Here is a 20,954-nt window from a genome sequence, read left to right as displayed (position 1 = left end):
GAGATCCCGACTCCCGACACTCGTTCGGGTGCGGTCGGCGGAGAGGCCCAGCGGACTACGCGGGCTACAACGGCGCGATGTCCGGCGCCCCCAACCGCGCCGCGTCCGCCGTCAGGTCGTCCGGCTGCCGCTGCGACTCCCGTTCCGCCTCAACCCGCTTCTCGTAGTGCTCGACCTCGCGCTCGATCTGGTCCTTGTCCCAGCCCAGCACCGGCGCCATCAGTTCGGCGGCCTCGCGGGCGGAGCGCACACCCCGGTCGAAGGTCTCGATGGAGATACGGGTGCGCCGGGTCAGCACGTCGTCCAGATGCCGCGCGCCCTCGTGCGAGGCGGCGTAGACGATCTCGGCACGCAGATAGTCGTCGGCGGCCTGCATCGGCTCGCCCAGCGTGGCGTCCGAGGCGATGAGGTCGAGGACCTCCTCGGCAAGGCTGCCGTACCGATTCAGCAGATGTTCGACCCGGACGACATGGAGCCCGGTGCGTGCCGCGATCCGCGCCCGCGCGTTCCACAGCGCCCGGTAGCCCTCGGCGCCCAGCAGCGGTACGTCCTCCGTGACGCATGCGGCGACTCGGGTGTCGAGCCCGTGCACCGCCTCGTCGACGGCGTCCTTGGCCATCACCCGGTAGGTCGTGTACTTGCCGCCCGCCACGACGACGAGTCCCGGCACCGGATGCGCCACGGTGTGTTCGCGGGAGAGCTTGCTGGTGGCGTCCGACTCACCGGCGAGTAGGGGCCTGAGGCCTGCGTACACGCCCTGGACGTCGTCCCGGGTCAGCGGTACCGCGAGCACCGAGTTCACGTGTTCCAGCAGATAGTCGATGTCCGCGCTGGAGGCGGCCGGGTGGGCCTTGTCGAGGTCCCAGTCGGTGTCGGTGGTGCCGATGATCCAATGCCGGCCCCAGGGGATGACGAACAGCACGGACTTCTCGGTGCGCAGGATCAGTCCGGTGGTGGAGTGGATGCGGTCCTTGGGCACGACCAGGTGGATGCCCTTGGAGGCGCGGACGTGAAACTGTCCCCGCTCGCCGACCATCGCCTGGGTGTCGTCGGTCCACACGCCGGTCGCGTTGACCACCTGCTTGGCGCGGATCTCGTACTCCCCGCCCGCCTCGACGTCCTGCACCCGGGCCCCGACCACCCGTTCGCCCTCGCGCAGGAACCCGGTCACCCGGGCGCGGTTGGCCGTCTTGGCGCCGTAGGCGGTCGCCGTGCGCACGAGGGTGGCCACGAAGCGGGCGTCGTCCATCTGGGCGTCGTAGTACTGCAGCGCGCCGACCAGGGCGTCCTTCTTCAAGGCGGGCGCGACGCGCAGGGCGTGACGGTGGCTCAGGTGCCGGTGCGTGGGCAGGCCCCGACCGTGCCCCCGGGCCATCGACATGGCGTCGTAGAGCGCGACGCCCGAGCCGGCGTACAGGCGCTCCCAGCCCTTGTGCTGCAAGGGGTACAGAAAGGCCACGGGCTTCACGAGATGCGGGGCGAGCCGCTCGAGCAGCAGTCCGCGCTCCTTCAGCGCCTCGCGGACGAGGGCGAAGTCGAGCATCTCCAGATAGCGCAGGCCGCCGTGGATCAGCTTGCTGGAGCGGCTGGAGGTGCCCGAGGCCCAGTCACGCGCCTCGACAAGGCCCACGGACAGGCCACGGGTCACCGCGTCGAGCGCGGTTCCCGCACCGACCACGCCGGCTCCCACCACCAGGATGTCCAGTTCACGCTCGGCCATTGCCGCGAGTGACTCGGCGCGCTGCGCCGGCCCCAGTGTCGCTGTCCTCACCACTGCTGCCTCCAGCTGTAGATCGCGCCGGTCACGGTCGCGGGCCGGATCTTCCTTGAGGAGTGGCCCGGTCCGTATCCCTCATGCCCAATCCTGACCGGCTTGCCCGACTTCAGCCACCAGTCACCCTCAGCCTGTGGATAACTTTCACCACTGCGCAGGCCAACGCTCACAACCCCACAGGAAGACACACGGAATCAATCCCGTATATCGGTCATATTTACTCCTAGTCTGACATTGCGCTCGCTCGTCCAGTCCACAGGGCTTGCGCACCTGTCCCGCTTCGGTTACTGGGAAGGACGGCCCACGCCATGCCCGCAGATCTCGCCGTGATCGGACTCGGTCCCTACGGACTGCCCCTGGCCCAGGCCGCTGTCGCCGCCGGCATCTCCACCCTCGGCTACCGCACCGGCCCCGAGGCCGGCTCCCTCAGCCCCGCCGAACTGCGCCGGATGCTCTCGGGGGGCTTCCGGACGGCAGCGGGCCCCGCCGAACTCGGCCGGGTGCGTACGGCGGTCATCTGCGCCCCGACTCCGCCGGGCACGGACGGCGGCCCGGACCTGAGCCAGGTGGAGGCGGCCGCCCGCACACTGAGCACACACCTGCGCCCGCACACCACCGTCATCCTGGAGTCCCCCGTCCCGCCGGGCACCACCGAGGAATTCCTGCGCCCGCTCCTCGAAACGGGCTCGGGCCTGCGCGCGGGCCGCGACTTCCACCTCGCCTACTCCCCCACCCGGGTCGATCCCGGCAACCGCGACTTCACGCCCGCCACCACGCCCAAGGTGATCGGCGGCCTCACGCCCGCGTGCACGGAATCGGCCGCCGCCTTCTACTCGCGCCTCACCGACAAGGTGGTACGCGCGCGTGGCCCGCGCGAGGCGGAGACGGTCCAGCTCCTGGAGACCAACTACCGGCACGTCAACATCGCCCTCGTCAACGAGATGGCCGTCCTCTGCCACGACCTCGGCGTCGACCTGTGGGACGTCATCCGCTGCGCGGAGACGAAACCCTTCGGCTTCCATGCCTTCCGCCCCGGCCCCGGCGTCGGCGGCCACGCGATCCCGCGCGACCTCACCAGCGCCGGCCGCTCCCTGCGCATGGTCGAACTCGCCCGGCAGGTCAACGACCAGATGCCCCGTTACGTCGTCCAGCGCGCCGCGGCCCTCCTCAACGAGCACGGCAAGTCCGCGCGCGGGGCCCGTGTCCTCCTCCTAGGCGTCACCTACAAGCCCGACCTCGCCGACCAGCAGGGCACCCCCGCCCAGGAGGTCGCCGTACGCCTGATGGAACTCGGCGCCGCCGTCAGCTACCACGACCCCCACATCCCGTCCTGGAGCGTCCTGGACCGCCCGGTCCCGCGCGCGGACTCCCTCTACGAGGCGGCGGCCGACGCGGACCTGACGATCCTGCTCCAGCAGCACCGGACGTACGACCTGCAAGGCCTGTCGGTGAAGGCCCAGCTGCTGCTGGACACACGGGGGGCCACACCTACGGGGGCGGCGCACCGCCTCTGACGTCAAAACGCAGGTGGCTCTGTCGGACCCACCTGTTAATCTCCCCTCACTCGTCGCACATTCGTGCGCACGCTTCTCTGCTTCACCATTCCGCTCGTACCGTCCCGTGGGGGGATTTCTGTCATGAGCCAGTCAGCTCCACCGCCTGCCCAGCCGCCTGCCGAGCCGCAGGCCCAGCCCCAGCCCCAGCCCCAGCCGGTCGACGGCAACCCGTACGCCCAGCAGCCGGGCGCCGTACCCCCGCCTCCGGCACCGGGGGTCCCGTACGGGGCCGTCCCCGCCCCCGCTCCGGTGCGCAACAACCTCGGCCTCGGTCTGGTGGCCGCCTTCGTCGCCGCCGTGGTCGCCGGCGGTGTCTACGGCGCGATCATCGGCCTGACCAAGCACGAGATCGGCTGGGCGGCGGTCGGCGTCGGCTTCCTGGTCGGCCTCGCCGCAGGGCGTCTCGGTGGCCGCAACCCCGTGCTGCCGGTCGCGAGCGCGGTCCTGTCGCTGGGCTCCGTCTACATGGGCCAGCTGGTGGGCGAGGCCGTGATCGCCGCCAAGGAGACCCCGCTGAGCTTCAGCGAACTCTTCTTCCAGCACTTCGACGTCCTCCAGGAGGCTTGGAAGGCGGACGCCGACCCGCTGACGTTCCTGTTCTTCGCGATCGCCGCGTACGTCGCCTTCACCGGCGCCAAGAAGGCGGCCCTCTGACGCTGCCAGTGCCCGGCGAAGGGGCGGCGCATCGGTTGTGGAGGGGGGCGCACGGGTGGACCTGCGGCCGGAGCTGGTGGCATGCGGGACGCGGCGCGGGTACCTTACGGAGACAGGTGGGGTCGGCCGCAGGGGGTACTGCGGCAGGGCTCCTGGATGGTTCACGGAGTGTCCGCCCCTAGGTCCTGTGGGGGCGGCCGCTCACCAGCCCACCAACAAGGTGGAGCCCACCGCAGCGGGTACTGCGGCAGGCTCCTGATGGTTCACGGAGTGTCCGCCCCTAGTTCTCGTGGGGGCGGCCGCTCACCATCCGAAAATCCGCAAGATCCACCTCCTCCGGCACTTCACCATCCGAAGACGGATTCGGTCCCAGCGAGTGGGCTTGCGGTGACGTCCCATGGACGCCCCCTTCCACGACACCGCCCAGTTCCCGGTGGACGGTCCGTCGGACATCGGGCCGGGCCCCGAGGAGCGGGGTCCGGAACCAAATCCTTGGAAGGGGGCGCTCCAGGAACCTGGGGCGCCGACACGGACGTTTCGCCCACGGTCCGGCTGACCAGCCCGTTTCCACCCCGAACGCAACCGCGCGCCCCCGCACCACCCCACGCGCCGCCCGCCCCGCAAAGCCCCAGGGCACACGAAAGGGGGCCGGTCACCAGGTGACCGGCCCCCTTTCCGCCGTAAGCCCTACCGCTTGTGCTGCGAGTCGGCCACCGTGACCTCGACCCGCTGGAACTCCTTCAGCTCGCTGTACCCGGTCGTGGCCATCGCCCGCCGCAGCGCGCCGAAGAAGTTCATCGAGCCGTCCGGGATGTGCGACGGGCCCGCCAGGACCTCCTCGATGGTGCCGACCGTGCCGAGGTCGACCTTCTTGCCGCGCGGCAGCTCCTCGTTGACGGCCTCCATGCCCCAGTGGTGGCCGCGGCCCGGCGCGTCCGTGGCCCGGGCGAGCGGGGAGCCCATCATCACGGCGTCCGCGCCGCAGGCGATCGCCTTGGGGAGGTCGCCGGACCAGCCCACGCCACCGTCGGCGATGACGTGCACATACCGGCCGCCGGACTCGTCCATGTAGTCCCGGCGGGCGGCGGCCACGTCCGCGACCGCCGTCGCCATGGGTACCTGGATGCCCAGCACGTTGCGCGTGGTGTGCGCCGCGCCGCCGCCGAAGCCGACCAGGACGCCCGCCGCGCCGGTGCGCATCAGGTGCAGGGCGGCGGTGTACGTGGCGCAGCCGCCGACGATCACCGGGACGTCGAGCTCGTAGATGAACTGCTTCAGGTTCAGCGGCTCGTGCGAGCCGGAGACGTGCTCCGCCGAGACGGTCGTACCGCGGATCACGAAGATGTCCACGCCCGCGTCCACGACGGCCTTGGAGAACTGTGCGGTGCGCTGCGGGGAGAGCGCGGCCGCCGTGATCACGCCCGCGTCGCGCACCTCCTTGATGCGCTGCCCGATCAGCTCCTCCTTGATGGGAGCCGCGTAGATTTCCTGAAGGCGCCGGGTCGCGGCGTCCACGTCCAGCTCGGCGATCTCGTCGAGCAGCGGCTGCGGGTCCTCGTACCGCGTCCACAGACCTTCGAGGTTCAGCACGCCGAGGCCGCCGAGCTCACCGATGCGGATCGCGGTGGCCGGGGAGACGACCGAGTCCATGGGGGCGGCCAGGAACGGCAGCTCGAAGCGGTAGGCGTCGATCTGCCAGGCGATCGAGACCTCCTTCGGGTCGCGCGTACGACGGCTGGGGACGACGGCGATGTCGTCGAAGGCGTACGCCCGGCGGCCGCGCTTGCCGCGCCCGATCTCGATCTCAGTCACGATGTGTGGCCTTTCCCTGATGCGTTGCAGCGCCTCCCAGTATCCCCGACGGGTACGGCAGGGGCGGCCCCGGATGCTCCGGGACCGCCCTCACGCGCGCGTGGACTTCAGCGAAGGCTCACTTACGGCTGTAGTTCGGTGCCTCGACCGTCATCTGGATGTCGTGCGGGTGCGACTCCTTCAGCCCTGCCGAGGTGATCCGCACGAAGCGGCCCTTGGACTCCATCTCGTCGATGGTGGCCGCGCCCACGTAGCCCATGGTCTGGCGCAGGCCGCCGACGAGCTGGTGCAGGACGCTGGACAGCGGGCCTCGGTAGGGCACCTGGCCCTCGATGCCCTCGGGCACGAGCTTGTCGTCGGCGGAGACCTCGGCCTGGAAGTAGCGGTCCTTGGAGTACGACTTGCCCTGGCCGCGGGACTGCATGGCGCCGAGCGAGCCCATGCCGCGGTACGACTTGAACTGCTTGCCGTTGATGAACTGCAGCTCGCCGGGCGACTCCTCGCAGCCCGCGAGCAGCGAGCCCAGCATCACGGTGTCGGCGCCGGCGGCGAGCGCCTTGCCGATGTCGCCGGAGTACTGCAGGCCGCCGTCGCCGATCAGCGGGATGCCGGCGGGACGGGCGGCGAGGGAGGCCTCGTAGATGGCGGTGACCTGCGGGACGCCGATGCCGGCGACCACGCGGGTGGTACAGATGGAGCCCGGTCCGACACCGACCTTGATGCCGTCGACACCGGCGTCGATCAGCGCCTGGGCGCCGTCACGGGTGGCGACGTTGCCGCCGATCACGTCGACGCCGACGCTGGACTTGATCTTCGACATCCAGCTGAGGGCGTTGCTGTTGTGGCCGTGCGAGGTGTCGACGACCAGGAAGTCCACACCGGCCTCGGCGAGCGCCTGGGCCCGCTCCAGGGCCTCGGGGCTGGCGCCGACGGCGGCACCGACGAGGAGCCGGCCCTCGGCGTCCTTGGCGGAGTGGGGGTACTTCTCCGCCTTGACGAAGTCCTTGACGGTGATCAGGCCCTTGAGGACGCCCGCCTCGTCGACCAGGGGAAGCTTCTCGATCTTGTGGCGGCGCAGCAGCTCCATGGCCTCGCTGCCGGAGATGCCGACCTGGCCGGTGACCAGCGGCATCGGCGTCATGACCTCGCGCACCTGACGGCTGCGGTCCGACTCGAAGGCCATGTCGCGGTTGGTCACGATGCCGAGGAGCTTGCCGGCCGGGTCGGTGACCGGGACACCGCTGATGCGGAACTTGGCGCACAGGGCGTCGGCCTCGGCGAGGGTCGCCTCCGGGTGCACGGTGATCGGGTCGGTGACCATGCCGGACTCGGACCGCTTCACCAGGTCGACCTGGTTGACCTGGTCCTCGACGGAGAGGTTGCGGTGCAGCACGCCGACGCCGCCGAGGCGGGCCATCGCGATGGCCATGCGGGACTCGGTCACCTTGTCCATGGCGGCCGAGAGCAGCGGGATGTTGACCCGGACGTTGCGGGAGATGCGGGACGAGGTGTCGACCGCGTTGGGGAGCACCTCGGACGCTCCCGGCAGCAGCAGCACGTCGTCGTAGGTCAGCCCGAGCGTCGCGAATTTACCGGGCACTCCGTCGACGTTTGCAGTCATGACACCTTCCCCAAATGGCCTTGATCGGTGCGGATGTCCATGCTAACGGGAAGCAGGGATGTCACATTCCACGGATTCCGCGGATCCACGGTTTCGGACCCGCTCCGAGCTTCGTATGTTCGTACGGGACGGGCGTGCCGCCTGTTCAGGAGCGCGCTCTACTGCTCGGCCAGCGCCCGCAGTCTGCTCAGCGCCCGGTGCTGTGCCACACGGACCGCACCGGGTGACATTCCCAACATCTGACCCGTCTCCTCCGCCGTCAACCCCACGGCGATGCGCAGCAGCAGCAGTTCGCGCTGGTTCTCGGGGAGGTTGGCCAGCAATTTCTTGGCCCATTCGGCGTCGCTGCTGAGCAGTGCCCGCTCCTCGGGGCCGAGCGAGTCGTCGGGCCGCTCCGGCATCTCGTCGGACGGCACCGCCGTCGAACCGGGGTGGCGCATGGCCGCGCGCTGCAGGTCGGCGACCTTGTGCGCGGCGATGGCGAAGACGAAGGCCTCGAAGGGGCGCCCGGTGTCGCGGTAGCGCGGCAGGGCGAGGAGGACGGCTACGCAGACCTCCTGCGCGAGGTCCTCCACGAAGTGCCGGGCATCACCCGGGAGACGGGACAGCCGGGTGCGGCAGTAGCGCAGGGCCAGGGGGTGGACATGGGCGAGCAGGTCGTGCGTGGCCTGCTCGTCCCCTTCCACGGCACTGTGGACGAGCGCACCGATCGCCCCATGGGGATGAGCCGCCTCGTCGTCACGCATCGGTCCATGGTGCCTTGGCGTCGTTGGATCCGCGGCATCGCGCTGGTTGTTGTGCACCGAAGCGTTATGAGCAGGTGCGCCGGAAGCCATACCCTGCGCCCTCCCCTTCCGCTCGACCGAATCGTCCCCGAGAGACTCCACATCTCAAGGATGCGGCATCCGCGCCGAAACAAGCAGCGGGCGCCGATGTGACTGCCCGGCCGACCCCGCGACCGCGCCCCTTCAGGGGCGCGGAGAGCTGCAGGACCAGCCGGTGGCGACCCGCAGCTTCACTTCGGCGAGGTGCTCAGCGAACCAGGCCCCACCGGAACCCGAGCGCCACGGCGTGCGCCCGGTCCGAGGCACCGAGCTTCTTGAACAGTCGCCGCGCGTGGGTCTTGACGGTGTCCTCGGACAGGAACAGCTCCCGCCCGATCTCCGCGTTGGACCGACCGTGGCTCATGCCTTCGAGGACCTGGATCTCACGCGCGGTGAGCGTGGGCGCCGCGCCCATCTCCGCCGACCGCAGCCGGCGCGGGGCGAGCCGCCAGGTCGGGTCGGCGAGCGCCTGCGTCACCGTGGCGCGCAACTCCGCGCGTGAGGCGTCCTTGTGGAGGTAGCCCCGCGCACCGGCGGCGACCGCGAGAGCGACCCCGTCGAGGTCCTCCGCGACCGTGAGCATGATGATGCGCGCACCGGGGTCCGCGGACAGCAGCCGCCGTACGGTCTCGACGCCGCCCAGACCGGGCATGCGTACGTCCATCAGAATCAGGTCCGAACGGTCCGCACCCCAGCGGCGGAGGACTTCCTCGCCGTTGGCCGCGGTCGTCACGCGCTCGACGCCGGGCACGGTCGCGACCGCGCGGCGGAGCGCCTCTCGGGCAAGCGGGGAGTCGTCGCAGACGAGGACGGATGTCATGGCCGTCCTCCGCAGCTGATGCACGTCACCTTGAGCCTCCAGGCTGGTACGAAATCGTCACCTGTGCGGTCGACCGTCTCGGACGCCTGCCCGAGCACTTCTTGTTTCAACCGCCTCCGCACTCTCAACGACGGTCACCCGAAAGAGTTACGGGGCTGCGCACTGTCTTCGGCACTCTACGTGAGGGGGCGGACACGGTGCAGACATGCACGACGGACCCACAACGTTTCATCACAACCCATGCCCCATTCAGACCCTTTTCTTCCCATTTCCTGGTGTCTGAGGCTAGATTCGCAATGAGTCATATTTTCATCTCCTTAGATCGTAGATGTACGGTCGTGGACACCGTATCCGCCCAGAACGGCTACAAGGGGTCACGCAATGGCAGATTTCTCCCGCCTTCCCGGACCGAACGCGGACCTGTGGGACTGGCAGCTCCTGGCCGCCTGTCGCGGAGTGGACAGCTCGCTCTTCTTCCATCCGGAGGGCGAGCGCGGTGCGGCCCGGAGCGCTCGCGAGAACTCGGCCAAGGAGGTCTGCATGAGATGCCCGGTGCGCGCACAGTGTGCGGCGCACGCGTTGGCGGTGAGAGAGCCGTACGGCGTGTGGGGCGGACTGACCGAGGACGAGCGCGAGGAGCTCATGGGGCGGGCGCGGCACCGGCTGGTGTCGGCTTCATCCGTCGGGAGCGGCACATCGAACAATTGAAGGAACGTTTCTCCATAGAGGGCACGCACGCGCGTGCCCTTCCTTCTGTTCGGCGGGGCGGCGGGGCGCCGCCTGTGCCTATCGGTCGGCCGCGTGCGCCAGCTGCTCCAGGGTCGCCGCCACCGCCGGCACCTGTGCCAGGTCGGGCAGGGTGAGCGCGACGATCTCCCGCCGGACCGCCGGTTCCAGCGTCACCGTGCGCGCACCCCGGGGCCGTACGGACTCGACGGCGAGCTGGGGCAGGACGGCGACGCCGAGACCCGCGCCCACCAGGCCGACGACCGCCGGGTAGTCGTCGGTCGCGAAGTCGATGCGGGGCGTGAAGCCGGCGCTCTCGCACACCTCGACCAACTGACCCCGGCAGCGCGGGCATCCGGCGATCCACGACTCCCCGGCGAGCTCCCCGATGGCCACGGACCCCGCGTGCGCGAGCCGGTGCCGCTCGGGTACCAGGGCGACGAGCCGGTCGGTCAGCAGGGGCCGTACGACGAGGTCGTCCCACTCGTCGCCGCCCGCGGCCCCCTCGTACCGGAAGGCGAGTGCGATGTCGCAGTCGCCCTCTCTCAGCAGCGTGACGGACTGCGGGGGTTCGGCCTCCTCCAGGGAGACCCGGGTGCCGGGGTGGGCGGCGCGCAGGGCGGCGAGGGCGGTCGGGACGAGGGTGGAGCTGCCGCTGGGGAAGGAGACGAGCCGGACGCGCCCCGCCCGCAGCCCGGCGATGGCGGCGACCTCCTCCTCGGCCGCGGTGAGGCCCGCCAGGATGCCGGCGGCGTGCCGCACCAGGGCCTGCCCCGCCTGGGTCAGCCGCATCTCGCGTCCGGTGCGGATGAGCAACGGCGTGCCCACGGACGCCTCCAGGGCCTTCATCTGCTGGCTGACGGCGGGCTGGGTGCAGCCCAGTTCGCGCCCCGCCGCGGAGAAGGAGCCGGTGGCGGCGACGGCGCGCAGGACACGGAGATGACGGGCCTCGATCACCCTTCGAGGATAAGTCGCGCTTTGGCATGGCGCCGAATAATGCGTGGCACCTTTGAGTCCCGGCCCCCTACCGTGGCGCCATGAAGCTTCTGTCGGTGAATGTGGGCCGCGCGCAGGCCGTTCCGTACACGGACAACCCGGAGGGTGTCACCGGTATCGACAAGCGGTCGGTCGACGGACCGGTGCGGGTGACCGCGCCCGGGCCGAAGGGCATCGGCGGCAGCGCGCTCGCCGGGGACGCGGTGTGCAAGAAGCAGCACCACGGCGGCGACGACCAGGCCGTGTACGCGATGGCGCGCGAGGACCTGGACGTATGGGAGGGCGAGCTGGGGCGCACCCTGGCCAACGGCGCGTTCGGCGAGAACCTCACGACCGAGGGCATCGACGTCTCCGGCGCGCGGATCGGGGAACGCTGGCGCATCGGGCCCGAGGTGGTGCTGGAGGTCACCAGCGCGCGGATACCGTGCGGCACCTTCCAGGGCCACATGGCGGAGGAGCGGTGGGTGAAGCGGTTCACACAGAAGGGCGCGCCGGGCGCGTACCTGCGGGTGATCCAGCCGGGCGAGATCCGTACCGGGGACCCGGTCGAGATCGTGCACCGGCCGGACCACGACGTGACGGTCGCCCTGGCGTTCCGGGCGATGACCACCGAACGGCCGCTCCAGCCACGGCTGTTGGCGGCGGGAGAGGCTCTCCATCCGGAGGTGCGGCAGTGGGCGCTGGAGTATGTGGAGAAGTACGGCGCCTGACGGGCCCTCGGCAAGCGGACGCTGTCGGTCCCGGTCATTAACCTTGCGCCATGACAACGGCATTGATTACGGGATCGACCGCGGGCATCGGTGCCGCGTTCGCACGACGGCTGGCGGCTGACGGGCACAACCTGGTGCTGGTGGCCCGCGACACCAAGCGGCTCCGGGAACAGGCGACCGAACTCCACGACCGGCACGGCATCGAGGCCGAGGTCCTCACCGCCGACCTCGCCACGGACCCCGGCATCGAGGCGGTCGCCGCCCGCCTCTCCGACCGCAGGTCCCCCGTCGACCTCCTCGTCAACAACGCCGGCTTCGGCAACAAGGGCCGCTATCTCGACGTCTCCATGGCCGACGAGCTGAAGATGCTCAAGGTGCACTGCGAGGCGGTGCTGCGACTGACGTCGGCGGCGACGGAGGGGATGCGGGAGCGCCGGCGCGGGGGTGTGGTGAACGTCGCGTCGGTGGCCGCGTTCGTGCCCCGCGGGACGTACGGCGCCTCGAAGGCGTGGGTCGTGCAGTTCACGCAGGGCGCGGCGAAGGATCTGGCCGGGAGCGGGGTCCGGCTGATGGCCCTGTGCCCGGGGTTCGTGCGGACGGAGTTCCACCAGCGGGCCGGGATGGGCACGGACAACATCCCGGGCTGGATGTGGCTCGACGCGGACAAACTGGTCGCCGCGGCCCTCGGTGACCTGTCTCGCGGCAAGACCCTGTCGATCCCGGATCCGCGGTACAAGGCGCTCATGGGGCTGGTGAAGGTGGCGCCGCGGGGGCTGCTGGGCGGGATCACGTCGAGGACTGGGCGCAAGTACGGGCCGCAGTAGGGCCCGAAAAGGCGGACAATGGTGCCGTAATGCCGGACCCAGGGGGGCCGGAGGCGATCGCGTATGACGTTCGTACAGCTCATCGACTGCAGGACCAGCCGTTTCGACGAGATGGACCGGCTGATGGACACCTGGGTCGAGCAGACCAAGGGGAAGCGGACCGCGACGCACGCGGTGGTCGGCAAGGACCGCTCCGACGCGTCGCACTTCGTCGAGATCGTGGAGTTCCCGTCGTACGAGGAGGCGATGCGGAATTCGGGGATGCCGGAGACCGAAGAGATCTTCCAGGGGATGGTCGCGCTCTGCGACGAGGCGCCGACCTTCATGGATCTGGACGTGGTGCGGGACGAGCAGCTCAACCCGGCGACGTCACGGCAGTTCTTCGAGCGGGCCGGGCGGTCCGGGACGGACCTCGTGTTCGAAGGGTTCTCCGACGACTACCTGGAGCATGTCCCGGGCAACCCCGGCGACGTGGACCTGGAGGGTTCGCGCCAGGTGTACGCCGAGTGGAGCCAGGCCTTCGATCTCGCCTTCCGGGTCGACGACCAGATCGCCCAGGGCGACCAGGTGTGCACCCGCTGGACCCTGGCCGGCCGGCACAAGGGCGATTTCCTCGGCATTCCGGCCACCGGCCAGAACGTCACCATGACCGGCACCACCTGGCACCGGTTCCGGGACGGAATGATCTGCGAGGGCTGGTGGCAGTACGACCGGGCCGGGCTGCTGGAACAGCTGGGAGTGCTCGGAGAATGACGGCCCGATCCCTGTGACCCGCGAAGGGGAAAGTCCCCGTTCCCTGTGAGGGAACGGGGACTTCTTCGTCAGGTCCCGGGGCTGACAACCTGGTCTGCATGCCTTCGTGAGCGTGCACGCCACCGCCACGTGACCCCGAGATCAACAGAATCCGCGGGATCAGCCGGCTACCCTCGGCACCCCGCCCTTACGGCCCACGCCGAAGGCGATGCGGTACACGTCCGGCAGGTCGATGCGGCCGTCGCGACGGCGGCGCATCACGCCCAGGGAGATCAGCTCTTCGATCAGCTGAGCCGGATCATCCGGATAGCGCGGACCAGTGCGCACCAGAGTGTCCTCCTGAGGGTCGCCGGGCACATACCGCTCGGCCGCCTCCTTGCGCAGGGCGTCCACGAGGCGGGAGTCCTCCCACAGGGCCTCGACCTTGTCCTGGTCTATCGGCACCTGATGGCCCGCCAGCGGCTCGATCGCCAGTCGAACCCACGGCATGTCCTCGCCGACCTCAGCCACCCGAGTCTCCGACGCCGTCTGCACCCCGCGTCGGATCCCCTCGTGGTGGAGGGCGAACTCGTGGCCTGCGTACTGGCCACGGGTCTCGGCCAGAGCCTTCTGCAGTGCGCTCAAGAAGCTGCGCGGGCTGACCTGCTCGACCCCGTCCATCAGATGGTTGGGGAGCCAGGTGAAGGTGTGCCCCTTGCGGAAGTTGGACCCCATGTAGGGGCCGGCGAACAGGGTGAACTGGTCTTGCTGGAACTGCTCGTCTCCGCTGAGCAGCGCGGGCGGAACATGGCGCCGGCCGTCCGCCTCGGGCTGCCAGCCGCCCGTGAGCTGCCGGAAGCGGGTAGCGAGGTCGCCGTCGGTGTTGCCCAGGGTGTGGAAGAGCAGTCCGTAGAGGTTGGCGCGGGACCAGGTCAGGGCCGCCGCGTTCGACGTCAGCTTGGAGGCGTCGGGGAAGTGCAGCAGGGCGCCGTCGTACATGTCAGGGCGGATGAACACCTTGAAGCGGATGTTGCGGGTACCCAGGCGCATGGCGAGCGCCAGTTCCAGGATGCCGCCCACGAGCCGGTCGGCCTGCGCGCGGACCCGGTGCAGATGCTCCAGGGCGTCGAAGAGGACCAGGTGCGTGATGCGATTCGCCTGGGCCTCCTTGTCGGCCTGCTGCACCGTGCGCTCGGCCGCGCCGGGGTTGCTACGCACCCAGGCGGCTTTGTCCCGCCATTCGGGGAGCTCCCGCAGCTCCGGCTGGCCGAAGGCGGTCAGCAGTACGGCGAACCAGAGGTCGTAGGGGCGGACTCCCTCCTCCACCAGCTGGCGCAGGTTGCCCGGCCCCGGATAGAGGTCGGGCTCCAGGGCGGCGCCGTATCCACGGAACACGCTCACGCTGCGCAGGCGCTCGATGCCGTACTCCTGTGCGGCAATCTCACGCAGGGTCTCGTCGAGCAGTGAGCGGTACCAGAAAGTCTTGCCTACGCCCCGGCCGCCACGTACCACCGTGCTGTCGACGTAGAGGGCTGCCCGGTGAGTGTCCGGGGTGAACAGGCTCTGGATGTTCGGCTCGGCGGTGTCGGCGTCGTGCGCCTCGGGCAGGGCTGCCGTCAGAAGGTCGCGGTACTCCTGGACGCCCAGTGCGGCGATGCTCATCGCGGTCCTTCGCTGCTCTGCGGATCTGCGGTGATCAGGAGCGTAGCGGTGGGCAGGAAGTCCCGGTACGCCGCCTGGACGAAGGCACGGTCCTGCCAGCCGGGCGCGGCGACCGCGTCCAGGCCGACCAGTCCCGGCTCGAACAGGATCGGGATCGGGTGGTGGGGAGCCGCGTCGTCCTCCAGGAACGGGGAGAAGGTGTCGGGGTCCAGTTCGTTGGTCTCGGGATCGACGACATCATCGTCGTAGAGCAGCGCGAAGCACTCCCAGGCGTGCTCGCGGAACGACTCCAGGTAGGCGCCCTGCGGTCGCAGCGGGGAGTCCGGGACCATCGACGCCACCATGCGCAGCTTCTCCCGGATCGCAGGTGCCTGTCCGGAGGAGAGCCAGGCCTCGAAGAGATCCCCGTAGCCCTCCCAGGTCTGGACGTTGTCTGTGCCGAACAGGAGGGCCAGGTCGCACAGGCGGGAGATGGTGACGGCAGCGATGTCGTGGATACCGGCCCGGCTGTCGAGGAGGACGACGTCGGGGCGCCGGCCGCTCTCGCCATCCCGGGCCACCGCGTCCTCACAGGCGCGTACGGCCTGTTCCAGCCGCTCGGCGAAGTCGGCGCCGGGGATGTCCGCGTACACCCGGTTGAGCTTGTCCACATAGGCGTACGAGGTGCCCGGCGTTCCCCGGCCACGGGCGGGCGCCACCCACAGTTCGCCCCGGCCGCCGCGGGGCGTGTAACCCGTGCGGATCACGTGGTCCAGTTCTTCGGCGTTGTCCACGGCCGACTCTACGAGCTGGTCGATGATGCCGTGGGCGGGCAGGTCCGTACCCTCCGCGACCAGCGGGCCCACGCCCGGGGACTCCAGGTCCAGGTCGACGACGAGCACGATGTGCCCCTGGTCGGCCAGATGGCGGGCCAGGACGGCGGTCGCCGTGCTGCGTCCCACCCCGCCCTTGAAGCCGTAGAGCGCGGTGCGGTGGGTGCGGGAGCCATCCGCCTCGGGGGCGGGGGTGGATACCTGCGCCCAGTCCTCACCGACCACCGTGTTGTCGAGGATCCGGACCCGCCCGGTGGGCCGGTCCGGGTCCCTGACGGCCCGTTCGGAGTTCAGCAGGCCGTCGGCCGAGAAGAGACCTGATGCGCGCATCAGGGGGCGGTCTGCGGTGTAACGGCCCAACTCCCGGGCGAGACGGGGGCCGTAAGCGGCCTCCAGGTCCTCCAGGGCGGCCGGGAGCGGCTGCGTGCGGTCGTCGACGATGAGCGTGAAGCGGCCGAGAACGTCCCGTACGGCCAGCACGTCCACCCCAACGGCTGCCATCTCGTGGGCCAGCGTCAGGGCACGGGGTCGTGCCTCAGCGAAGCGGACCGGTCGGTCGACCGGTTCAGGGGCGAGGGTCACGACAGCCTTCCGGTGATCAGTGCCTGCTCGTGCAGACCGAGTATGGTCCGGGCCACGGTACGCCGTTGACGCACGTCCTCCTCGGCGACATCGCTGCCGTCGAGGTACCGGTCGTCGACCGACCACGTGTCGAAGGCGGCCAGCCCTCCAAGCGCTGCGGATAAGTGGGTCGCCGACCTGCCGTGGGTCAGGAGGGCCACGTCGGTGGCGACCCAAGGAAGGTGGCTGTAGGACTGAGCGACCTTGCCGGTCGCCGGATCCTTGACATAGGGGGACTTGGACCGCGGTCCTCCGGGCTTCTTCGGGTCCATCGTCGCCACGGTGAAGCGGAGCAGCAGACTCTTGAGAGCGCACTCGACGGCGAAACCGAAGTGATGGTCGGCGTTGGGCAACCGTGTGTTGTCGTGGAGGAAGACGGCGTCCTCGAAGTGCCGAAGGGCCGCGTGCGCGTAGTGGTGCTCTTCTGAATTCGCCGACACGGAACGAATTTTAGGGCGCGAAGCGGTCGCCGGGACTCCGGCCACGACAAACCCCGCACACCGCCGCCGTGGGGCGGCACTCGCGGAGCCCGTCCGCTTCCTGGTGCGTCCCGAGGACTGACGGTATGCGACCTGACTGCTGACGATGGACACGGCAGCACGAAGGCCCGGCACCCCTCGGGTGCCGGGCCCTCTACGAGCTACTGAGCTCAGTGGGAGTGGCCGTGGCTGTGACCACCGGCGGCCGGCTCCTCCTCTTCCTTCTTCTCGACGACCAGGGTCTCGGTCGTCAGGAGGAGGGAGGCGATGGAGGCGGCGTTCTCCAGGGCGGAGCGGGTGACCTTGACCGGGTCGATGACGCCGGCCTTGACCAGGTCGCCGTACTCGCCGGTCGCGGCGTTGAAGCCCTGGCCCTTGTCGAGCTCGGCGACCTTGGCGGTGATGACGTAGCCCTCGAGGCCGGCGTTCTCGGCGATCCAGCGCAGCGGCTCGACGACGGCCTTGCGGACGACGGCGACACCGGTGGCCTCGTCGCCGGTCTTGCCCAGACCGCCTTCGAGCACCTTGGCGGCGTGGACCAGAGCGGAGCCACCACCGGAGACGATGCCCTCCTCGACCGCGGCGCGGGTCGCGGAGATGGCGTCCTCCAGACGGTGCTTCTTCTCCTTCAGCTCCACCTCGGTGGCGGCGCCGACCTTGATCACGCACACGCCGCCGGCCAGCTTCGCGAGGCGCTCCTGGAGCTTCTCGCGGTCCCAGTCGGAGTCGGTGTTCTCGATCTCGGCCTTGATCTGGGCGACGCGGCCCTGGACGGCGGCGGAGTCACCGGCGCCGTCGACGATCGTGGTGTCGTCCTTGGTGACGGTGACGCGGCGGGCGGAGCCCAGCACCTCGAGGCCGACCTGGTCGAGCTTGAGGCCGACCTCCTCGGAGATGACCTCGGCGCCGGTCAGGGTCGCCATGTCCTGCAGCATCGCCTTGCGGCGGTCACCGAAGCCGGGGGCCTTGACGGCGACCGCGTTGAAGGTGCCGCGGATCTTGTTGACGACCAGGGTCGACAGGGCCTCGCCCTCGACGTCCTCGGCGATGATCAGCAGCGGCTTGGAGGCGCCCGCCTGGATGACCTTCTCGAGAAGCGGAAGCAGGTCCTGGATCGAGGAGATCTTGCCCTGGTTGATCAGGATGTACGGGTCGTCGAGGACGGCCTCCATACGCTCCTGGTCGGAGACCATGTACGGCGACAGGTAGCCCTTGTCGAAGGCCATGCCCTCGGTGAAGTCCAGCTCCAGACCGAAGGTGTTGGACTCCTCGACGGTGATGACACCGTCCTTGCCGACCTTGTCCATCGCCTCGGCGATGAGCTCGCCGACCTGGCTGTCCTGGGCGGACAGACCGGCGACGGCGGCGATGTCGGACTTCTCGTCGATCGGGCGGGCGGTCGCGAGGAGCTCCTCGGACACGGCCTTCACCGCGGCATCGATGCCCTTCTTCAGGGCGGCCGGGGAGGCACCCGCGGCGACGTTCTTCAGGCCCTCGCGGACCAGCGCCTGGGCGAGCACGGTGGCGGTGGTGGTGCCGTCACCCGCGATGTCGTTGGTCTTGGTCGCCACCTCCTTCACCAGCTGGGCACCGAGGTTCTCGTACGGGTCCTCGATCTCGACCTCACGGGCGATCGTGACACCGTCGTTGGTGATGGTGGGAGCGCCGAACTTCTTGTCGATGACGACGTTGCGGCCCTTGGGGCCGATCGTCACCTTGACCGTGTCGGCAAGCTTGTTGACGCCGCGCTCGAGGGCGCGACGGGCGTCCTCGTCGAACTTCAGGATCTTCGCCATGGGAGCGTGAGCCCTCTCGGAAATCTAGGGGAAAAGAGACTGCGCCCCGGGCGCCCGGCTTGTCAGTGGTCGGGGGGCCAGGGGCGCAGCTCAAAGAAATGCTTCGGTGAATTACTTCTCGATGATCGCGAGCACGTCGCGGGCCGAGAGGACGAGGTACTCCTCGCCGCTGTACTTCACCTCGGTGCCGCCGTACTTGCTGTACAGCACGATGTCGCCGGTCTTGACGTCGAGCGGCAGGCGCTCGCCGTTCTCGAAGCGGCCCGGGCCCACGGCCAGGACGACGCCCTCCTGGGGCTTCTCCTTGGCGGTGTCCGGGATGACCAGGCCAGAGGCGGTGGTCTGCTCGGCGTCGAGCGGCTGGACCACAATGCGGTCCTCGAGCGGCTTGATGGCAACCTTGGAGCTGGTGGTCGTCACGATCCGACCTCCCCCTTCGGAGATCACGGGGTTGACTGTCTGAGGTGGCGACCAGGTGGATCCGTCGTCGCGGGTGCCGGACCTGCCCGTCGCTGTGTTGGCACTCTCCAGGGGGGAGTGCCAGACCCGAGACTATGACCGTGATTAGCACTCGGTCAAGCGGAGTGCCAATTCGCGGCGCGGCTGAGCGGAATTCGGGTGCGGGTGAATGGGGGTTGCCGCTCTGGGGGCTGCCGCCCCCAGGCCCCCGCTACGGCCCAAGGGCCTCGTCCTCAAACTCCCCCAGAGGGGGCACCCCCAGACGGGCTGAAATGCCTACAGGTAGTCCTCCAGCCGACCCACTGTCAGCCCTCGGCGCTGGATCTCCCGCAGCAGTCTCAGGGTCGGGCCCGTCGCCGCTCCCGACGGAACCGAGACGATGTCGCCCGCCCGCAGCGGCCGCTCCGGCACGCCGCCCTCCGCCGACACGCTCCACAGCACCACCGCCGAGAGCCCGCAGTCGGCCGCCGCGCGCAGGGTCGTGCGGTCGTACGTGCCGTAGGGCGGCCGGAACAGTCGTGGCCGGATCCCGAAGCGGGAGCGCACCTTCTCCTGCTGGCCGCAGATCTCGGCGCGCTGGCCGGTGTACGGCAGCCCGCGCAGGGCCGGGTGGTCCAGGGTGTGGTTCTGGATGCTCGCGCCGACCGACCTGAGGCGCGCGAAGTGGCCGTAGCCGGGGCCGACGACGCTGTCCGTGAGGAACATGCTGACGGGCAGCCGCAGTTCACGGACCAGGTCGACGAAGCGCGGGTCCTTCTCCGCGCCGTCGTCGTAGGTGAGGAAGACGACCTTGTCGGACGTCGGCACCCGCTTCACCACCGGTGGCACCCGGCCCGGGCCCGCCACCGCGCGCGCCGGCACCCGCGGGGGCGACGGCAGCGGGGCCGCGAGACCCCAGTGGCGGTACGGCCGCCCGTCCGCCCTTGCCGGCCCGTACGACCCCACCCGCTGGGCCGCCTTCTTGCCCAGCCGTTCGATGGGGTCGACGGACTGGGCGCAGCCGGCGAGGAGTACGGCCGCCAGTGCGGCGGCGACCAGGGTCCGCGGTCTCACAGGTAGTCCTCGAGGCGTGCGACGGCGTACCCCTCGGCCGTGACCTTGTCCAGGAAGCGGCGGACCATGTCGGTCATCGTGCCCTTCCAGTCCTCCCGGCCCCGGAAGTGGCTGAGCACGATGTCGCCGGGGTGGATCCGCTGGTCCTCCTCGCGGTACTCCCAGTGGTCGACGAAGACCTCCTCGTTCCAGATCGGCGCGTACCTGATGCCGCAGGACCCGGCCGCGCGCAGGGTGTCCTCGTTGTAGTTGCCGTACGGCGGGCGGAAGAGCGCGGGCCGCGTGCCGTAGTGCTTCTCGACGACGTCCTGCATGCCGCAGATCTCGCGCTTCTGGCGGGCGTACGACAGCGCGGGCAGGTAGGGGTGGTGGAGGGTGTGGTTGTTCAGCACGACCCCCGCGTCCCGCATCTTCGCGAAGTAGCCGTAGTCGTCCTTGACCAGGTAGTCGCTGAGGAAGGCGGTGTAGGGGATCTCCAGCTCGCTCATCATCCGCAGGAACGCGGGGTCCTTCTCGGCGCCGTCGTCGATGGTGAGGAAGACGATCTTCTCTTCGGTGGGGATGGTGGTGAAGACCGGGGGCAGCCCCTTCTCCTCGTGGCCCTCGACCTCGAAGCCCTCGCGGGTGGTGATGCGGGGCTTGGTCACGGGCGCGGGCGGCGCCGTCAGCGGGACCTGCTTCAGCCCCCAGCGCCTGGCGGTGGCGATCCGTCTCTGCTCGGCGCGGAGCCTGGCGGCCCGGATGACGGTCTTGTCGGCCTGGAGGTCGGCGGCGGGGGCGGCCGCGGGGGCCGGAGGTGCCTTGAGGGGCCGCTGCGGCCGTGCGTCCGTCCCGGCCGGGCGGGCGCAGCCGGAGACCAGGGCGGCCACGGCCAGGAGGACGAGTCCGCCGCGGATCGACACCCCCAACGCACCACTTTTATCGTTTTGTCCTACTGTTCCCATGGCGCCGGATCCTCGCAGGTCAGGGCGGAGCGCCCGGGCCGACACCGCCGCCCGGAAGCGGACCGTCCACCGACTGGCC

At 70.0% G+C, this 20,954-nt stretch carries 19 protein-coding genes; 6 read left to right on the top strand and 13 right to left on the bottom strand.

What is annotated here, in order from left to right:
- Positions 1-64: 64 nt before the first annotated feature.
- Positions 65-1,771 (bottom strand): glycerol-3-phosphate dehydrogenase/oxidase, encoded by a 1,707-nt coding sequence (locus ACGFWE_RS17395; RefSeq protein ID WP_393600373.1) that lies wholly within the window; start codon positions 1,769-1,771, stop codon positions 65-67.
- Positions 1,772-2,082: 311 nt separating this feature from the next.
- On the opposite strand from ACGFWE_RS17395, the gene ACGFWE_RS17390 reads away from it, so the two are divergent.
- Together ACGFWE_RS17390 and ACGFWE_RS17385 are read left to right on the top strand one after the other, a co-directional pair.
- Positions 2,083-3,288: a nucleotide sugar dehydrogenase gene (locus ACGFWE_RS17390; protein WP_393600372.1), complete on the top strand. Its 1,206-nt coding sequence runs from the start codon at positions 2,083-2,085 to the stop codon at positions 3,286-3,288.
- Positions 3,289-3,411: 123 nt separating this feature from the next.
- Complete coding sequence (locus ACGFWE_RS17385) at positions 3,412-3,984, top strand: hypothetical protein (protein WP_393600371.1); 573 nt, start codon at positions 3,412-3,414, stop codon at positions 3,982-3,984.
- A gap of 687 nt (positions 3,985-4,671) precedes the next feature.
- Here ACGFWE_RS17385 and ACGFWE_RS17380 read toward each other — a convergent pair.
- From ACGFWE_RS17380 to ACGFWE_RS17365, 4 genes are all read right to left on the bottom strand, one after another.
- Complete coding sequence (locus ACGFWE_RS17380; RefSeq protein ID WP_393600370.1) at positions 4,672-5,796, bottom strand: GuaB3 family IMP dehydrogenase-related protein; 1,125 nt, start codon at positions 5,794-5,796, stop codon at positions 4,672-4,674.
- A gap of 118 nt (positions 5,797-5,914) precedes the next feature.
- The gene (guaB, locus tag ACGFWE_RS17375; RefSeq protein WP_352389182.1) at positions 5,915-7,417 is read right to left on the bottom strand and encodes an IMP dehydrogenase; all 1,503 of its coding nucleotides are present in this window, start codon (positions 7,415-7,417) and stop codon (positions 5,915-5,917) included.
- Between the two features lie 158 nt (positions 7,418-7,575).
- Complete coding sequence (locus ACGFWE_RS17370; protein WP_007384137.1) at positions 7,576-8,163, bottom strand: sigma-70 family RNA polymerase sigma factor; 588 nt, start codon at positions 8,161-8,163, stop codon at positions 7,576-7,578.
- Positions 8,164-8,449: 286 nt separating this feature from the next.
- Complete coding sequence (locus tag ACGFWE_RS17365; protein WP_003948568.1) at positions 8,450-9,061, bottom strand: response regulator transcription factor; 612 nt, start codon at positions 9,059-9,061, stop codon at positions 8,450-8,452.
- A gap of 381 nt (positions 9,062-9,442) precedes the next feature.
- Between ACGFWE_RS17365 and ACGFWE_RS17360 the strand changes: the two genes are divergently transcribed.
- On the top strand, positions 9,443-9,769 hold the full coding sequence (locus tag ACGFWE_RS17360; RefSeq protein WP_393600369.1) for a WhiB family transcriptional regulator: 327 nt from the start codon (positions 9,443-9,445) through the stop codon (positions 9,767-9,769).
- Between the two features lie 78 nt (positions 9,770-9,847).
- Here the strand turns inward: ACGFWE_RS17360 and ACGFWE_RS17355 are convergent, their stop codons facing one another.
- Entirely contained in the window at positions 9,848-10,744 is an 897-nt protein-coding gene (locus ACGFWE_RS17355) for a LysR family transcriptional regulator (RefSeq protein WP_393600368.1), read from the bottom strand.
- Between the two features lie 80 nt (positions 10,745-10,824).
- Here ACGFWE_RS17355 and ACGFWE_RS17350 point away from each other — a divergent pair, with 80 nt between their 5' ends.
- The 3 genes from ACGFWE_RS17350 to ACGFWE_RS17340 all read left to right on the top strand — a co-directional run bounded on the left by ACGFWE_RS17350 (position 10,825) and on the right by ACGFWE_RS17340 (position 13,070).
- Entirely contained in the window at positions 10,825-11,493 is a 669-nt protein-coding gene (locus ACGFWE_RS17350) for an MOSC domain-containing protein (RefSeq protein WP_352389184.1), read from the top strand.
- 50 nt (positions 11,494-11,543) lie between these two features.
- Positions 11,544-12,317 (top strand): SDR family oxidoreductase, encoded by a 774-nt coding sequence (locus tag ACGFWE_RS17345; RefSeq protein WP_352389185.1) that lies wholly within the window; start codon positions 11,544-11,546, stop codon positions 12,315-12,317.
- Positions 12,318-12,380: 63 nt separating this feature from the next.
- Complete coding sequence (locus ACGFWE_RS17340; protein WP_352389186.1) at positions 12,381-13,070, top strand: ester cyclase; 690 nt, start codon at positions 12,381-12,383, stop codon at positions 13,068-13,070.
- A 159-nt stretch (positions 13,071-13,229) separates the two neighbouring features.
- Here ACGFWE_RS17340 and ACGFWE_RS17335 read toward each other — a convergent pair whose 3' ends face one another.
- The 7 genes from ACGFWE_RS17335 to ACGFWE_RS17305 all read right to left on the bottom strand — a co-directional run bounded on the left by ACGFWE_RS17335 (position 13,230) and on the right by ACGFWE_RS17305 (position 20,875).
- Positions 13,230-14,711 (bottom strand): hypothetical protein, encoded by a 1,482-nt coding sequence (locus ACGFWE_RS17335; RefSeq protein WP_393600367.1) that lies wholly within the window; start codon positions 14,709-14,711, stop codon positions 13,230-13,232.
- Positions 14,708-16,024, bottom strand: a complete 1,317-nt coding sequence (locus ACGFWE_RS17330; protein WP_393600366.1) for a KGGVGR-motif variant AAA ATPase — start codon at positions 16,022-16,024, stop codon at positions 14,708-14,710. The genes ACGFWE_RS17335 and ACGFWE_RS17330 overlap by 4 nt, the downstream gene beginning before the upstream one ends.
- A gap of 77 nt (positions 16,025-16,101) precedes the next feature.
- Entirely contained in the window at positions 16,102-16,584 is a 483-nt protein-coding gene (locus ACGFWE_RS17325) for a hypothetical protein (RefSeq protein ID WP_393600365.1), read from the bottom strand.
- A gap of 209 nt (positions 16,585-16,793) precedes the next feature.
- The gene (gene groL, locus ACGFWE_RS17320) at positions 16,794-18,419 is read right to left on the bottom strand and encodes a chaperonin GroEL (protein WP_393600364.1); all 1,626 of its coding nucleotides are present in this window, start codon (positions 18,417-18,419) and stop codon (positions 16,794-16,796) included.
- 111 nt (positions 18,420-18,530) lie between these two features.
- Complete coding sequence (groES, locus tag ACGFWE_RS17315) at positions 18,531-18,839, bottom strand: co-chaperone GroES (protein WP_019066754.1); 309 nt, start codon at positions 18,837-18,839, stop codon at positions 18,531-18,533.
- A gap of 315 nt (positions 18,840-19,154) precedes the next feature.
- Complete coding sequence (locus ACGFWE_RS17310; RefSeq protein ID WP_393600363.1) at positions 19,155-19,931, bottom strand: polysaccharide deacetylase family protein; 777 nt, start codon at positions 19,929-19,931, stop codon at positions 19,155-19,157.
- Positions 19,928-20,875, bottom strand: coding sequence for a polysaccharide deacetylase family protein (locus ACGFWE_RS17305; RefSeq protein ID WP_393600362.1), 948 nt, complete (start codon positions 20,873-20,875; stop codon positions 19,928-19,930). Before ACGFWE_RS17305 ends, ACGFWE_RS17310 begins: the two co-directional genes overlap by 4 nt.
- Positions 20,876-20,954 lie beyond the last annotated feature (79 nt).

It is taken from the genome of Streptomyces sp. NPDC048523 (assembly GCF_043199815.1).
GTDB lineage: Bacteria > Actinomycetota > Actinomycetes > Streptomycetales > Streptomycetaceae > Streptomyces.
The sequence above is the reverse complement of the archived record's forward strand: the minus strand, read 5'-3'. Positions and strand labels throughout refer to the sequence as shown.